We start from the raw sequence: 14278 nt of genomic DNA on the forward strand, positions 1-14278 counted from the left end.
AATGGCGAGGCCCGGCAGGGCGATGCAGACGAGCGCGGCGTGGGTGGACGGCAGCTCACCCGAGCGGCGGGGCGGTGGAGTCACCGGCGCGGGGGCGCCTCGGTGCGCGGGTAATGCTGAGGCGGGCGTGCGTCGGGGACGGCCGGTCGGGGGTGGCGGGTTGCGTTCCAGTGGTGAAGGTGCTCGTGCGGGGTGGCCCTTGCCCGGCGGGAGGTCGCTGGTGAGGTCGGAGGGCGGGGGCCGGTCCTGGCGAGTGGACGGCGCGGCGGGGCCGTCGTGTCTGACATAGGACGAGGTCTGCAGATCCTCGCTCGTGAGCCGAGGCTCGTGCGGGCTGGGATGGTTCGAGGGCCTCGGCTGGTCGGCTGCGGTCCGGAGGACGGGCTCGGGCCCGCCCATGCGGGGACGATCGTCGGCGGTGGGCGGGGGCGGCTGGTGCATACGGTCGCTTCTTCTGCGCTCTGTGCCCCTTGGGCGTGTGCGGCGCCGGGTCGGGGCTCCGGACGGACGTGGGGCATGCGGCGGCGCGGCCCGTCCGGGCGCTCCGCCACTCAGGTGAACGGGACGGGACTCCCCCGGGTCACGGCCGCGTCGGACCGACCCAGCCGAATGGCGGTGCCCGCGCGAGGTGCCTCCGGTGCATCGCCTGTGCCGGCGGTATTTCGGTGTGCAGTTGCCCTCGTATCGGCAACTCGCGCCACCCGCATGTCTGTTGCTCATACCTCTGCCTCGCCGTCCCCATCCGCGAGGCGGGCGCTCCCCGGGTGGTCGTCGTACCCGCGTACGGTCCCCCTTCCGGATGTAGGCGGACGGGTGACACCCGTCGGCCCTGTGCGGGGACGGGTGACGCCGGTCGGGGCCTTGCCCGTCCGGGCGTCGTCCGTGGCAGGTGTCCTGGGGCGTGGAACCGTTGTGCCGCTGCCCCGGACAGCCGCCCTCGCCGAGCGCGGCCGGTTCACCGCCGTACGGCTGGACCGGGAGCGGCGTCGCGGAGGAGAGGCGTCCTCGTGGACCGGGGCCGGGCCGGTGGCCTCGGACACCGACTCTTTCGGGTCGTCGCCCTGCCGATGCGGAGCGGCGCCTCGGTCCCGGCGTTCCGCTCGCAGGCAGCGGCGGACCGATTCCGGGTCGAGACCCTCGTTGCACGCCTGGTGCAGAAGGCGGGCGAAGAGATAGTCGGGGTCCGCGCCCAGGGCCATGGCGAGGGCTTCGCGGGCCTCCAGATCGTCGCCGGTGGACCATGCGACCCAGCCGGCCAGAGTCAACGGGGCGGCCGCGTGTTCGCTGTAGGGGCCGACGCAGCGGCGGGCCAGAGCTCGCCAGAGCCGTAGGGCGGGGGCGGCTTCCTCACCCTCCATCCATTCGGCGGCACGGTCGCGGGTGGCGCGGTCCTGCAGGCCGAGGATCAGCGCCGCGGCCTCGTCATGGTCGAGCAGTCCGTCGTCGCGGAGGTCCGAGGTGAGCGCGCCGGTGACCGGTGGCGCCGCGGCCAGGCGGTGCATGATCAGCTCGGCCAGCCCGAGCGTCTCCTCGGCCACTGCGGCACGGTCGGCGGCGTCCAGGATCCTGGGCACCAGGCTCGTGCTCGCCGTGTCGAGTGCGATCTCCTGGGTCAGGGCGGCCCCTGTCTCCCAGGGCTGGAGCCTCGCGCGCAGTTCGCGCAGCGTGCCCCGGACCTGCAGGCCGGCGTAGGTGGCCGCGGCGGCGAGCACAGAGGTGCCGGGCAGGCCCATCGGCCGGCCTTCGGGCGGACAGCAGCCCTCGTCGACACAGCAGTACGACCAGAAGCGACCGTCGGAGATGCACAGGGCCTCGATCACCGGCACGTCGAGCTGTCCGCATTCGACACGCAGCTTCTGGGCCAGCGGGCGCAGCCGCTCCATGACCTGGCGGCCCGACTCGCCCTTCGCCGGTTCCTGGCAGAGGTAGGCGACCATCTGCTCGGGGCGGGCTCCTCGGCGCTCGCTTCCGGTCACCAGTCCGTGCGCCAGCTGCCGAGCGGCGGACGCCCAGTCGTCGACGCTGGTGGGAATGCCGAGCCGGGCGCGGCCGCCGAACCGGCCCCGGCCCTCCCTGTCGTGCAGGGCGACCAGGACGATGCTGTCCTCGGGTCGGTAGCCGAGGAGGTACGGCAACGCGTCGGCCAGTTCCGCCGGGGTGCGCAGGGTGACCTGGTGCTCGGCGCCGTGGCTGTCGTAGGCGGTCGGTCCGATGTGCGTTTCCGGCGGCAGCGGCCGACTGTGGGTGTCGTGCGGGGCGCGGTCCTCGTGTCCGGTCGCCCTGTCGTTTTCGGAGGATCCGGTGGTTTCGCCGTGGTTCGTCATGCGCAGACGATCTCGCGGATCACGAGGGTCCGCTTGACCCTGTGGATAAGTCCGACCAGGAACACGTCAACCCAACGCCAGAAACCCTCAACCCCACCGTCCCAACAACGAGTTGGCATCCCGCAGACAGTCATACCGGCCCTTCTCCGCACAGCCCCGCACCCGCTCGACCCCGCTTGTCAGTCCCGTCCTGTTTGATGGGACGCATGGAGCACACGAGCAACGCGGAACTCCGGGCCGCCGCCGACGCGGTCCTCGCCCGCCTGGTGGGGGACGCCGGTGGTACGGCCCGGCTGCGCGAGGATCAGTGGCGGGCGATCGAGGCGCTGGTCGCCGAGAAGCGCCGGGCGCTCGTCGTGCAGCGCACGGGGTGGGGCAAGTCGGCCGTCTATTTCGTGGCCACGTCGCTGCTGCGGGCCCAGGGCAGCGGCCCGACGGTGATCGTCTCCCCGCTGCTCGCGCTGATGCGCAACCAGGTCGAGGCCGCGGCCCGGGCGGGCATCCACGCCCGGACGATCAACTCCGCCAACACGGAGGAGTGGGGCACCGTCGAGGCCGAGATCGCCGCGGGCGAGGTCGACGTCCTGCTCGTGAGCCCGGAGCGGCTGAACAACCCGGACTTCCGGGACCAGGTGCTGCCCAAGCTGGCCGCCGCCACCGGACTGCTCGTGGTGGACGAGGCACACTGCATCTCCGACTGGGGGCACGACTTCCGTCCCGACTACCGCCGGCTGCGCACCATGCTCAGCGATCTTCCGGCCGGCGTCCCCGTACTGGCGACAACCGCCACGGCCAACGCCCGGGTGACCGCCGACGTGGCGGAACAGCTCGGTACGGGCGGCACGTCGGACGCCCTGGTGCTGCGCGGTCCGCTCGACCGGGAGAGCCTGAGTCTGAGCGTGCTGCGACTGCCGGACGCCGCGCACCGGATGGCCTGGCTCGCCGACCATCTCGACGAGTTGCCGGGCTCCGGGATCATCTACACGCTCACCGTGGCCGCCGCCGAGGAGGTCACCGCGTTCCTGCGGCACCGCGGGCACCCGGTGGCCTCGTACACCGGCAAGACGGAGAACGCGGACCGGCAGCAGGCCGAGGACGACCTGCTGGGCAACAGGGTGAAGGCCCTCGTGGCCACGTCCGCGCTCGGCATGGGCTTCGACAAACCGGACCTCGGCTTCGTGGTCCATCTCGGCTCGCCCTCCTCCCCCATCGCCTACTACCAGCAGGTGGGGCGCGCCGGGCGCGGTGTCGAGCACGCCGAGGTGCTTCTGCTTCCCGGCCAGGAGGACGAGGCGATCTGGGAGTACTTCGCCTCGCTCGCCTTCCCGCCGGAAGATCTGGTACGCCGCACCCTGGACGTCCTCGCGCAGGCGGACCGCCCGCTGTCCCTGCCCGCTCTGGAACCCTTGGTGGAGCTGCGCCGTTCGCGGCTGGAGAGCATGCTCAAGGTGCTCGACGTCGACGGAGCGGTCAGGCGGGTCAAGGGCGGTTGGACCGCCACCGGACAGCCCTGGAGGTACGAGGCGGAGCGGTACGCCTGGGTCGCGCGGCAGCGCAAGGCCGAGCAGCAGGCGATGCGCGAGTACGCGTCGACGACGGACTGCCGGATGGAGTTCCTGCAGCGTCAGCTGGACGACGAGGGCGCCAAGCCCTGCGGACGCTGCGACAACTGCGCGGGCGCGCGGTTCACCGCGGACATGTCCACGACGGCGGTGGACGCGGCGCGCGCCGATCTCGGCAGGGCGGGCGTCGAGGTGGAGCCGCGCCGGATGTGGCCGACGGGGCTGCCCGCGATCGGCGTCGATCTCAAGGGGCGCATCCCGGCCGGCGAACAGGCCGCCGCCGGGCGGGCGTTGGGCCGTCTGTCGGACATCGGCTGGGGCAACCGCCTGCGCCCCATGTTCACGCCCCAGGCCGCGGACGAACCGGTGCCGGACGACGTGGCGAAAGCCGTCGTGGGAGTACTGGCCGACTGGGCCAAGGGACCCGGCGGCTGGGCACCGGGCGTGGCGGACGCACAGCCCCGCCCGGTCGGCGTGGTCAGCGTCGCCTCACGCACCAGGCCCCGGCTGATCGGCTCTTTGGCCGCGCGTATCGCGGAGGTGGGCCGGCTGCCGCTGCTGGGCTCGGTGGAGTACACGGACGATGCGCCCCGACTCTCCCGCAGCAACAGCGCCCAGCGCCTCAAGGCCCTGGCCGGCGCGCTGACCGTGCCGTCCGCCCTGGCCGCCGCCCTTACGGAGGCCGGCGGTCCGGTCCTGCTCGTCGACGACTACACCGAGACGGGCTGGACGCTCGCGGTCGCGGCCCGCGCGCTTCGCCGGGCCGGTGCGCAGGGGGTGCTGCCCCTGGTGCTGGCGGTGCAGGGGTGACCCTCCGGGCACCGCGCATCGTGACGTACGCCCTTCCTCCTCACTGCCCGTGTCCGAACGATGCGCGAACGCGAGGTGAACGGTCGCCTCATGCGTCGCAGCCGTGAGCACGGGGTAGGGATATAAACCACGTACCGTCATCTTCCGGTCAGTGGCCCCAATTGCTCGTTGCCGCATCCAAGTTCGACAGGAAGAATTGAACTCCGCTCCCCGCACGGCTCGTCCGTGGTCCGGTAGGGCTCTGCTGCGGTGCGCGCTCCCCCGAATCCGACCTCGCCCTCAGTGTGGGCGCGTAGCCGAAGGGAGGACCGTGACCTTCGGATTCGCTCCGTCCTCCGCGGCGTCCACGTCGACGTCTGCCGACCTGTCCGCCGCATCCGCCAACCCTCTCGTCCGTATGCTCGAACCGGCCGAGTGGGCCGCCGCGGGCATCCCTCTGCTGCGCAGTCCCCGAGAGGTCGTCAGCGGACTGCACTCCCGGCATCGCCCCGGGCCAGCGACGGCGATCGTGGCCGTCCTCGACCAGGACGAACGGCTGTGCGCCAGCGCCTCGTTCACCCGCCGCCCGGCCCCGGCCGACGGCTGGATGTTCCGCAACGTGCTGCTCGCCCAGCTCCGTAGGGTCATCCCGCACGACCTGCGCCGCCGCACGCCGGTGCGCACCGCCGTGCTGCTGTACTGCCGTGACGGCGACGCGCGTTGGACCGAGGAGGACGGCGCGTGGATGTGGGGCCTGCGTGACGCGTGCACACTGCACGGGTTGCGTTGCGGGGCGTACATCACGTTGACCCGGGACGGCTGGCAGGTGCTCGGGGAGGGCCGTGGCGGGCGCCGCCCGAACGCCGATTCGGCACCGGAGCCCTTCGGGTTGTCCGAGGCGCCTCCTCCGCTGCCGCGTACCGGCGGCGTCGCCTCTGAGGTCCTGCGCCGCGCGGCGGCTCGCTGAAGCACGGGCCGGCACGGCCGCGCCATCGGTCGGCCGAACGCCCGCTCGGCGCGCTCGGCCACAGCACCGGCCGGCCCACTCGGCCGGCACGCCGCCTTCTCCATACGCCCCGACGGCGCCCGATCCCTCCGAGCGCCTCGGCGACAAGGACCCGTCCAGCCGTCCTACGAGCCCGGCCAACGCTGTTTCTCAGGGCACGACTTGACGGCACGCCGTCTCTTCGGACGCCCTGACCGCGCCCGACACGAGAACGCCCATCCGGTGGCAGCACCGAGGGCACGCCAGGGCAGAGGCACTCACGGAACAGCCCCCCAGGCAACCACGGAAAGCGCCCGGCGTGACGACGGACGACGGCACGCGCAGCTACGCACCCGCGCACCCGCGCACCCGCGCACCCGCAAGCAACCCGCGGATCACACGCCCCCGCACCCGCGCACCCACCGGGCCCCGCAGCAACAACCCTCAGCACGCACAGCGACAGCCCTCAAGCACCCACTGAACAAGCCCCACGGGCATCCCGGCCCCGACCCCGCCCCCGTGCACGCCAAGGGACACACCGTGCCGGTGCCGCCGTGGCGGCACAACCGTCACTCGGGGCGGCGTTGCCGACGTCCTCCGGACGGACCCGGACGGGGCCCGAGCGGGCTCAGACGCCCGCGCCGAGCACCGAGTTGATCTGCTGCGGGTCGCCGCAGACGATCAGCAGGGCACCTGCCCGGCCGTGGGCCAGCGGCAGCGCCGTCGCGGCGGTCGAGGTGTCTCCGCCGTTGACGGCGACCACGACGACCGGGCGCGCGGCGGCACGGGAAGCGACGGCGGCGTCCGCGTAGAAGACGTCGTCGCCCGCGTCGTGCTGGGCCCAGTAGGAGGCTTCACCGAAGGACAGTTCGTGGGCGGCCCACGGGTGCTGTTCGCCGGTGGTGATGACAAGTACGTCGCCGGGCGTCCGCCCCGAGTCCAGCAGCAGGTCCACGGCCTCTTCGGCGGCGTCGAGGGCGCCTTCGGGCGAGGCCGGGATCAGCTGGATCTGCGGGGACGCCGGAGCCGCGGCGGGGGCGGCCGGGGCCGAAGGCCCGGGCTTGGCCGCGGTCACGTCACGCGACGTACGCTGCGCCGGCGCGGTGGGCCGGAGCGGACCGGGGCGACCGGGCCGTGGCGGGGCCACGGGACGGGGACCGGGTACGGGGCGAGGGGTCGGCGCGGTACGGCCACTGGCCGAAGTGGCGCGGGGACCCTGGGCACTCTCGTGAATCTGAGGCTCCTCGGGAATGAGAGGCATGAGCTGATGTTTATCAAACGTTGGTACGGCTCGCGTCGGCGGGTGGCACATGAGTGCGAGCGGAATCGTCAGAAGTCGAAGCCGAGCTGACCCTCGATCTCCGGAACGCTTCCGTCCGCCCAACTGCGGACCTTCTTGAGGTGCCGCCACTGGGGCAGCGCATCAAGATACGCCCACGACAACCGGTGATACGGGGTGGGGCCCCGCACCTCCAGTGCGGCCTTGTGCACGGGCGACGGATACCCGGCGTTGTCCGCAAAACCGAAGTCTGCATGGTCGATACCCAGTTCGGCCATCATTTTGTCGCGCTGAACCTTGGCGATCACCGAGGCCGCGGCCACGGCGACGCACGACCGGTCGCCCTTGATCACCGTGCGGACCTTCCAGGGCACGCCCAGGTAGTCGTGCTTGCCGTCGAGGATCACCGCGTCCGGGCGGACCGGCAGAGCCTCCAGGGCACGCACCGCCGCCAGCCGCAGGGCTGCCGTCATCCCCATGGTGTCGATCTCCTCGTGCGAGGCATGACCGAGCGCGTAGGACGTCACCCACGTCCGCAGTTCCTCGGCGAGCGCGGTGCGCCGCTTCACGGTGAGGAGCTTGGAGTCGGTGAGGCCTTCGGGGGGACGGCGCAGTCCGGTGACCGCCGCGCAGACGGTGACGGGGCCGGCCCACGCGCCGCGCCCGACCTCGTCGACACCGGCAATGATCTTCGCTCCGGTCGTTGCGCGAAGGGAGCGCTCGACGGTGTGAGTGGGTGGTTCGTACGGCATGGCGCCCTTAGCGTACGCCTCGCGGATCACCGGCGACACCCCGGCTCCCCGAGCCGCCTCACGATCGCCGCCCGCTCCGCTCAGCCGCTGTTCGGCCGGAGCAGCGGAAGCATCAACTGGTCGACCATCTCTTCGAGATCGTGGTCGCTCCATTCACTTCCGCGTATCTTGGAGCGGTACATCATCATGGCCGGGATGGCGTCGAAGACATAGCCGTTGGCCGCGTCGGACCGCACCTCGTTCCGCGCTATGCCACGTGTGATGACCTCGCGGAGCAGCTTCAGCGTCGGCTCCACGATGCCGTCGAAGATCACGGTGTGGAACCGCTCCGCCTGCACCGGGTTGCACTCGTGAACCACGGAGCGGACGGCGTACCCGGGGCGCGAGAACATCGCGTCGCGTGCCTGGCGGCACAACTGGAGCAGATCCTCGCGCACGCTGCCCAGATCGGGCACTTCTTCGATAGGCGGCAGGGCCGCCTGCAGGGCGTCCGCGACGAGGTCCTCCTTGGAGGGCCAGCGGCGGTAGACCGCGGCCTTGCCGGTCTGGGCGCCGGCGGCGACGCCCTCCATGGTCAGGCCGTTCCAGCCGACCGTGCCGAGCTGATCCAGCGCGGCATCGAGGATGGCGCGTTCCAGCACGGCGCCGCGCCGACGGGGGGAGGCCGCCTGAGCGGGGGCGGCCGTCCAGCGCGAGGTAACCATCTGATCTGTCTCCAGCGAGCGGGTGAGCGGGGACGTACGGGACGGGGGATGCGTCACGCGACGACAGCGGGGGACGTGCCGCGCGACACACGATTTAAGTGAACGCTTGCGTTCACTATCGGGGACTCACTACCTTTGACGCGACAGTGAACGCGAGCGTTCACTAACGCTTCCGTGGGGGACCCATAGTGACAACCTCTCAGTTGATCAAAGATCAGAAGCCAGGTGCGGCTCGCCGGGGCGGCCGTCCCGGCGTCGCGCTCGCGGTCATCGCGGCCTGCCAACTCATGGTGGTACTCGACGCGACGATTGTGAACATCGCGCTCCCGCACATTCAAGACGCGCTCCAGTTCAGCACGACCGACCTCACCTGGGTCGTCAGCGCCTACACGCTCACCTTCGGCGGTCTGCTGCTCCTGGGCGGGCGGGCCGGCGACATCCTCGGCCGCCGCCGGGTCTTCATGACCGGCATCCTGCTGTTCACCCTCGCCTCGCTGCTCGGCGGCCTCGCCCAGGAGCCCTGGCAGCTGCTCGCCGCGCGGGTCCTGCAGGGCATGGGAGGCGCGATCGCGTCGCCCACCGCGCTGGCGCTCATCACCACCACGTTTCCCGAGGGGCCCGAGCGCAACCGGGCCTTCGGCGTCTTCGCGGCGGTCTCCGCGGGCGGCGGCGCCATCGGCCTGCTCGCGGGCGGCATGCTCACCGAGTGGCTCGACTGGCGCTGGGTGTTCTTCGTCAACGTGCCGATCGGCCTGGTGATCATCTTTCTCGCACCGGTCTACATCAACGAGTCCGAACGCCACTCGGGCCGCTTCGACATCGCCGGCGCCGTGACCTCGACGGCGGGCATGGCCTCGCTCGTCTACGGCTTCATCCGCGCGGCGGACGACGGCTGGCGGGACGGCCTCACCATCGGGTCCTTCGCGGCCGCCGTGGTCCTGCTGGCCTCCTTCGCGCTGATCGAGTCCCGGGCGAAGGAGCCGATCACCCCGCTGCGGATGTTCGCCGACCGCAACCGCTCGGGCACGTACGTGATCATGCTGAGCCTGGCCGCGGCGATGTTCGGCATGTTCTTCTACATCGTGCTCTTCGTGCAGAACGTGCTGGGGTACAGCCCGATCCAGGCCGGCCTCGCCTTCCTGCCGGTGACGGTCGTGATCGCGCTCGGTGCGGGGCTGTCCCAGCGCTTCCTGCCCCGGTTCGGCCCCAAGCCGTTCATGCTCACCGGCTCCGCGCTCGCGGTGATCGGCCTGACCTGGCAGGCCATGATCAGCTCCGACAGCTCCTACGCCGGCGGGGTGCTCGGTCCGATGCTGGTCTTCGGCTTCGGCATGGGCCTGAACTTCGTGACGCTGACGGTGACCGCCGTCTCCGGTGTCGCCCAGCACGAGGCGGGCGCGGCCTCCGGTCTGCTCAACGCCATGCAACAGGTGGGCGGTTCGCTCGGACTGTCCATCCTGACGACGGTGTTCGGCTCGGCCAGCAGGGACGAGGCGACGAAGCAGCTGCCGAAGTTCCTCGCCGGCGGATCGCCGGAGCAGAAGGCGGAGTTCGCCAAGACGCAGCAGCTGCCCGGTACGTGGGGGCACGCGGTGCTCGCCCAGGGCATCTCGGTGGGCTTCATCGCCGCTGCGGCCATGGCCGTACTGGCGCTCGCGACCGCCTGGCTGGTGATCCGGGTGCGGAAAAGCGACCTGGAAGCCCTCGCCGGAACGGCGGGCCCGGGCATCGGCTGAGCCGAACCCGCCCGCACAGGGACGGCCGGACCGGGTCCAGGGGACCGACGGCGAGGACGCCGGTCCGGCCGTCCGCACACGTGCGACGCCGCACGACAAAGACGCACACGCACACGCAGCCACTGTCACTGCCACAGCCACAGCCACAGCCACAGCCACAGCCACGAACAGCATGCCCACTCACCCCCGGGACCCGCGTGTGCCACCCACCTGACGTCGTCCCGTCACCAGCAGGGCCGACACCAGCACAACGGACAGTCCATCACGCAGAGTTCCCGGCGGACACGGAGAGTTTTCAGCCTGCCGTGTCGGCCGCTCAGGCCGAAGCCGCTCGCGCCGCCGGTGTCCAGGCCGGCAGGGCCTCGGTCCGCGCCGTCCACTCCGCCGGAGGCAGTCCGGCCCTGGCGGAGGCGACCACGCCGCCCACGATCGCGCAGGTGGTGTCCACGTCGCCGCCGACCTGGGCGGTCGTCCAGAAGGCGCGCTCGTAGTCGCCGAGGGCCCGCGCGGCCGACCACAGCGCGAAGGGCACGGTGTCATGGGCCGTCGTACGCCGTCCGCAGCCCAGGACGGCCGCGACGGTGCCCGGGTCGCCGTAGTCGAGCATGTCCCGGGCGCGCCGCAGGCCCGCACCGACGGCGCTCTTGGGGACGAGGGCGACGACGCCGTCGAGGAGCGCCTGGGGGCTCGGCGGCCCGGTGGGCGCGGCGGCCAGCGCGGCGGCGGCCGCCACGGCCATGGCGCCGACGACGGCTTCGCGGTGCTGGTGCGTGGGGTAGGCGGAGATCTCCGCCTGGTGCGTCGCCTGCTCCGGGTCGTCCGCGTACCAGGCGCCCAGGGGCGCGATGCGCATGGCCGCGCCGTTGCCCCAGGAGCCCTGGCCGTTGAAGAGCGCGGCGGCCAGTTCGCGCCAGTCGCCGCCTTCGCGGACGAGGCGCAGCAGACGGTTCACGGCGGGGCCGTAGCCCCGGTCGAAGTCGTGGTGGTGGGCGAAGGAGTGGGCGAGGGCGTCCTGGTCGATGCGGTCGTGGGCGGCGAGGACGGCGACCACGGAGCAGGCCATCTCCGTGTCGTCGGTCCACTGCCAGACGCCGGGCGGCAGCTCGCGGCGCTTGAGCAGCGGGTAGTTGGCCGGCACGAAGAACTGCGAGCCCAGGGCGTCTCCCACGGCCAGTCCGCGGAGGCTGGTCAGGGCGCGCTCCAGGCGCCCGGCGGAGGAGGAATCAGGGGTCATATGCGCGCCACTCTATCCGGTGATCCCGTACGGCTCCGGGTCCCGCCAGCGTTCGAAGGGCCGGTCGAGCTGGTACCTGCCGTCGTCGCCGAGAACGAGCATCCGCATCTCCGCGTTCCCGGGGTTCGACAGCGACTCGAACTCCGCGACCGTCCAGTGGAACCAGCGCATGCAGAACAGCCGCATGGCCAGGCCGTGGGTCACCAGCAGCACGTTCGGCGGGTGGTCGGGGTCCTCGAAGCTGCGGAAGAGGCTCTCCAGGAAGCCCCCGACGCGGTCGTAGACGTCGGCGCCGGACTCGCCCTGGGCGAAGCGGTAGAAGAAGTGGCCGTACGCGTCCCGGTAGGCCTTCTGGAGGCGTACGTCGTCGCGGTCCTGCCAGTTCCCCCAGTCCTGCTCGCGCAGCCGGGGCTCCTCGCGCACCCGGATGAGGTCGGGGTCGAGGTGGAAGGAGCGCAGGGTCTCGTGGGTGCGGCGGTACGGGGAGACGTACACGCTGACGCGCTCGCGGCCGAAGACCTCCCGCAGCCGTTTGCCGGTCTCCTCCGCCTGCTCCCGGCCGCGCTCGGTGAGTGCGAGCGCGTGATCGGGTTCGCGCTCGTACACGGTGTCATCAACATTGCCCGTTGACTCGCCGTGCCGGACAAGGACGATGCGCCGTGGTCGTGCCATGCGGAAACCCTAGATCGAGTGACGGCCGATCGTTCACTCGTACGGGCTCCATACGGCGTAGGTCACACAGTTCCCACACCACCAGCCGTGTCCGGACGGGTCGGGTTCTCACACCGTCCAGGTCGGTTCGAGCGCCACGATGTCCCCGCTGAGGGCCGCCACGTCCGCCTCGATCTGGGCCCGCAGGGCGAGCCGCTCGACGCGTTCGGCGCGGTACTTGCCGTGTTCCGCGGCCTGCCGCCACATCGAGAGCACCAGGAACTCGTGCCCGGGGGCCTCCCCGAACAGCCCGCGGATCATGCCCGGCGAGCCGGCCATGGCGGGGTTCCAGACCTTCTCCTGCATCAGGGTGAAGTGCTCGGCGCGCTCCTCGTGGACGCGGCACAGGGCCACGCGCACCAGGTCGGCGTCCGTGAAGCGCGGCTCGAAGCCGGTCTTCACGTCGAAGCGGTAGTCGAAGAGCTTGACCTGGGTGTCCTTGAACGTGCCGGACTGCGACGCGGCGAGCCGGTCGTGGGAACGCGCCATGAAGGAGTCGTAGAAGGAACGGCTCTCCCAGAAGGAGAAGATGTGCGCCACGCCCGGCCGCCCCCGGCTCCAGCCACCGCCCTGTCCCCGAAACCCCGGCTCCCCCAGAAGCCCCGCCCACTTTCGCTGCCCCCGCTCGAACCCGCGGCGGTCCACCACGGTGCAGCGAATCCACTTGACCAGCACCGCGCCATCGTAAGGCCAGGAGCGTGGCGCGGGTCACGCTCCGGCGGACTGCTCCGGAGCACGCCCGCCCGCTCGCGTGGCAGGATGGACAATCGGCCTTGTGCGCACGGCAGTTCGGGCCGGACTGGGTACACGCGGGAACGGGGAAGGGGAAACCTGGTGAACGCCCTCAACAAGGGGATCCGCAAGGTCGAGATCGCGATCAAGTGGGACCCGAGCCCGGCGGGGCAGCCGCCGACCGATCTGGACGTCGTCGCCGCCACCTACCCGTCGGGCGACCCGTACGGCGATCCCGCCTATGTGGTCCACTTCGACAGCCGTTCGCCCGACGGAACCATCTACCTCAACCGGGACAGCCGGGACGGCAAGGGTTTCGGCTGGGACGAGATCATGACGCTGGAGCTCGACCGTCTCAGCGAGCGGTACGCGCGCGTGGTGGTCGGCGTCCTCATCCAGCCGCAACCGGAGCAGCGGACCTTCGTCGGCGTGCTCAACCCGGGCCTGCGCATCCGGGAGGGGTACACCGTCCTGGCCGAGGACGACTTCGGTGACGTACTGGGCGCGACGGCGGCGACGGTCGCGGAGTTCGTCCGCGACGAGTCCGGCGCGTGGGACTTCCGTCCCGGGATCCACGGCCACGAGGACGACCCGGCGACCTTCACCCGGACCATGGGCCGCGCCCACCAGCCCTGATCCGCCTCAGCCCTCCCGCCAGCCCGGAACCGTCGGCAGTACCTTCTCGGCGACGCGGAACAGCGCCGCGTCGTCGGGGGTCGCGAAGTCCTGGCGCCAGAGGGAGACTTCGTAGAAGCCGCCGCCGTCCTTCGCGTCCCTGGCCACCAGCAGGCTCCTGGCGACGCCGCCGGGGCCGCTGCTGGCCTTGCCGCCGCCCAGGTTGAAGCTGAGGGCGATGGTCCGGTCCGAGTAGAGGACCGCGGGGTGTCCGAGGACGGTCCGCCGCTGCGCGGTGGCGCCGAGGAAGGCGGCCATGTCGGCCACGGGCACGTCGTCGTCGGACAGGGAGAGCCTCAGGGAGTACGTCTTCAGGTCGACGTCCGCCTCGGGAGTGCTGGTCTTGCCGCCGTCGGCGGAGGTCATGGTGCTCACGTTGCCGTTCGCGGTCTCCGCGTACTCGTCCGGGGTGCCGAGCAGCGCGGGCAGGTCCGGGCGGTTCAGGGCCGTGCACAGCTGGGTCCCGGTCACGCTCTTCGGTGTCTTGGCGTCGTGCGCGGCCTCGCAGGTGGCCGGCTCGCTCTTGCCGGGTCCCTGGTCCAAGGTCCCCCCGAGCGCCCACAGGGCCAGTGCCAGCCCTCCGACGACCACCACGGCGGCGACCGCCTGGGCCCCCGCGCTCATGCCCTTCTCGGGCTTGTTCACTGCTCTTTCGGAGTCGGCGAAACCGTCGACCATGTCCCCCACGTTCCCCACCCTGCCGTTCGCGCCGGTCGTGCGCCGGGGGAGCCTAACCTGTGCGCACTCGCCAGGGGAACAAGTTTTCGCCTTTCGACGAAAGAGGGCGGTGGAACC

General features: G+C 71.7%; 12 protein-coding genes. 4 read left to right on the forward strand and 8 right to left on the reverse strand.

Going from position 1 to position 14278, the window contains the following annotated elements; translation table 11 throughout:
• Positions 1–716 precede the first annotated feature (716 nt).
• Entirely contained in the window at positions 717–2324 is a 1608-nt protein-coding gene (locus M8J74_RS21825; RefSeq protein WP_249838055.1) for a DUF4192 domain-containing protein, read from the reverse strand.
• Positions 2325–2530: 206 nt separating this feature from the next.
• On the opposite strand from M8J74_RS21825, the gene M8J74_RS21830 reads away from it, so the two are divergent.
• Entirely contained in the window at positions 2531–4696 is a 2166-nt protein-coding gene (locus M8J74_RS21830) for a RecQ family ATP-dependent DNA helicase (RefSeq protein WP_249838056.1), read from the forward strand.
• Between the two features lie 310 nt (positions 4697–5006).
• Complete coding sequence (locus tag M8J74_RS21835; protein WP_249838057.1) at positions 5007–5642, forward strand: hypothetical protein; 636 nt, start codon at positions 5007–5009, stop codon at positions 5640–5642.
• Between the two features lie 646 nt (positions 5643–6288).
• On the opposite strand, the gene M8J74_RS21840 is transcribed toward M8J74_RS21835, so the two are convergent.
• The 3 genes from M8J74_RS21840 to M8J74_RS21850 form a co-directional block, all read right to left on the reverse strand.
• Positions 6289–6921 carry a hypothetical protein gene (locus M8J74_RS21840; RefSeq protein ID WP_249838058.1) on the reverse strand — a complete coding sequence of 211 codons (633 nt, stop codon included), beginning with the start codon at positions 6919–6921 and terminating at the stop codon, positions 6289–6291.
• 68 nt (positions 6922–6989) lie between these two features.
• Positions 6990–7691 (reverse strand): ribonuclease HII, encoded by a 702-nt coding sequence (rnhB, locus tag M8J74_RS21845; protein WP_249838059.1) that lies wholly within the window; start codon positions 7689–7691, stop codon positions 6990–6992.
• 80 nt (positions 7692–7771) lie between these two features.
• Positions 7772–8395 (reverse strand): TetR/AcrR family transcriptional regulator, encoded by a 624-nt coding sequence (locus tag M8J74_RS21850; RefSeq protein ID WP_249838060.1) that lies wholly within the window; start codon positions 8393–8395, stop codon positions 7772–7774.
• Positions 8396–8583: 188 nt separating this feature from the next.
• Here M8J74_RS21850 and M8J74_RS21855 point away from each other — a divergent pair, with 188 nt between their 5' ends.
• Positions 8584–10131, forward strand: coding sequence for an MFS transporter (locus tag M8J74_RS21855; RefSeq protein WP_249838061.1), 1548 nt, complete (start codon positions 8584–8586; stop codon positions 10129–10131).
• A gap of 316 nt (positions 10132–10447) precedes the next feature.
• Here the strand turns inward: M8J74_RS21855 and M8J74_RS21860 are convergent, their stop codons facing one another.
• The 3 genes from M8J74_RS21860 to M8J74_RS21870 all read right to left on the reverse strand — a co-directional run bounded on the left by M8J74_RS21860 (position 10448) and on the right by M8J74_RS21870 (position 12751).
• The gene (locus tag M8J74_RS21860) at positions 10448–11365 is read right to left on the reverse strand and encodes an ADP-ribosylglycohydrolase family protein (protein WP_249838062.1); all 918 of its coding nucleotides are present in this window, start codon (positions 11363–11365) and stop codon (positions 10448–10450) included.
• A 12-nt stretch (positions 11366–11377) separates the two neighbouring features.
• Complete coding sequence (locus tag M8J74_RS21865; protein ID WP_249838063.1) at positions 11378–12037, reverse strand: histidine phosphatase family protein; 660 nt, start codon at positions 12035–12037, stop codon at positions 11378–11380.
• Positions 12038–12145: 108 nt separating this feature from the next.
• Positions 12146–12751 carry a YdbC family protein gene (locus M8J74_RS21870; protein WP_249838064.1) on the reverse strand — a complete coding sequence of 202 codons (606 nt, stop codon included), beginning with the start codon at positions 12749–12751 and terminating at the stop codon, positions 12146–12148.
• A gap of 159 nt (positions 12752–12910) precedes the next feature.
• Between M8J74_RS21870 and M8J74_RS21875 the strand changes: the two genes are divergently transcribed.
• Positions 12911–13444, forward strand: coding sequence for a TerD family protein (locus tag M8J74_RS21875; RefSeq protein ID WP_249838065.1), 534 nt, complete (start codon positions 12911–12913; stop codon positions 13442–13444).
• Between the two features lie 6 nt (positions 13445–13450).
• Here M8J74_RS21875 and M8J74_RS21880 read toward each other — a convergent pair whose 3' ends face one another.
• Positions 13451–14161, reverse strand: a complete 711-nt coding sequence (locus M8J74_RS21880) for a DUF6215 domain-containing protein (RefSeq protein ID WP_249838109.1) — start codon at positions 14159–14161, stop codon at positions 13451–13453.
• Positions 14162–14278: the final 117 nt, after the last annotated feature.

The organism is Streptomyces panaciradicis (genome assembly GCF_023516615.1).
In the GTDB taxonomy this organism is placed as follows: domain Bacteria; phylum Actinomycetota; class Actinomycetes; order Streptomycetales; family Streptomycetaceae; genus Streptomyces; species Streptomyces panaciradicis.

What these genes read in the sequence shown, in the direction of transcription:
- rnhB (WP_249838059.1), bottom strand. Translation starts at nt 7,691, where the DNA reads ATGCCGTACGAACCACCCACTCACACCGTCGAGCGCTCCCTTCGCGCA.
- M8J74_RS21850 (WP_249838060.1), bottom strand. Translation starts at nt 8,395, where the DNA reads ATGGTTACCTCGCGCTGGACGGCCGCCCCCGCTCAGGCGGCCTCCCCC.
- M8J74_RS21865 (WP_249838063.1), bottom strand. Translation starts at nt 12,037, where the DNA reads ATGGCACGACCACGGCGCATCGTCCTTGTCCGGCACGGCGAGTCAACG.
- M8J74_RS21830 (WP_249838056.1), top strand. Translation starts at nt 2,531, where the DNA reads ATGGAGCACACGAGCAACGCGGAACTCCGGGCCGCCGCCGACGCGGTC.
- M8J74_RS21860 (WP_249838062.1), bottom strand. Translation starts at nt 11,365, where the DNA reads ATGACCCCTGATTCCTCCTCCGCCGGGCGCCTGGAGCGCGCCCTGACC.
- M8J74_RS21825 (WP_249838055.1), bottom strand. Translation starts at nt 2,324, where the DNA reads ATGACGAACCACGGCGAAACCACCGGATCCTCCGAAAACGACAGGGCG.
- M8J74_RS21840 (WP_249838058.1), bottom strand. Translation starts at nt 6,921, where the DNA reads ATGCCTCTCATTCCCGAGGAGCCTCAGATTCACGAGAGTGCCCAGGGT.
- M8J74_RS21880 (WP_249838109.1), bottom strand. Translation starts at nt 14,161, where the DNA reads ATGGTCGACGGTTTCGCCGACTCCGAAAGAGCAGTGAACAAGCCCGAG.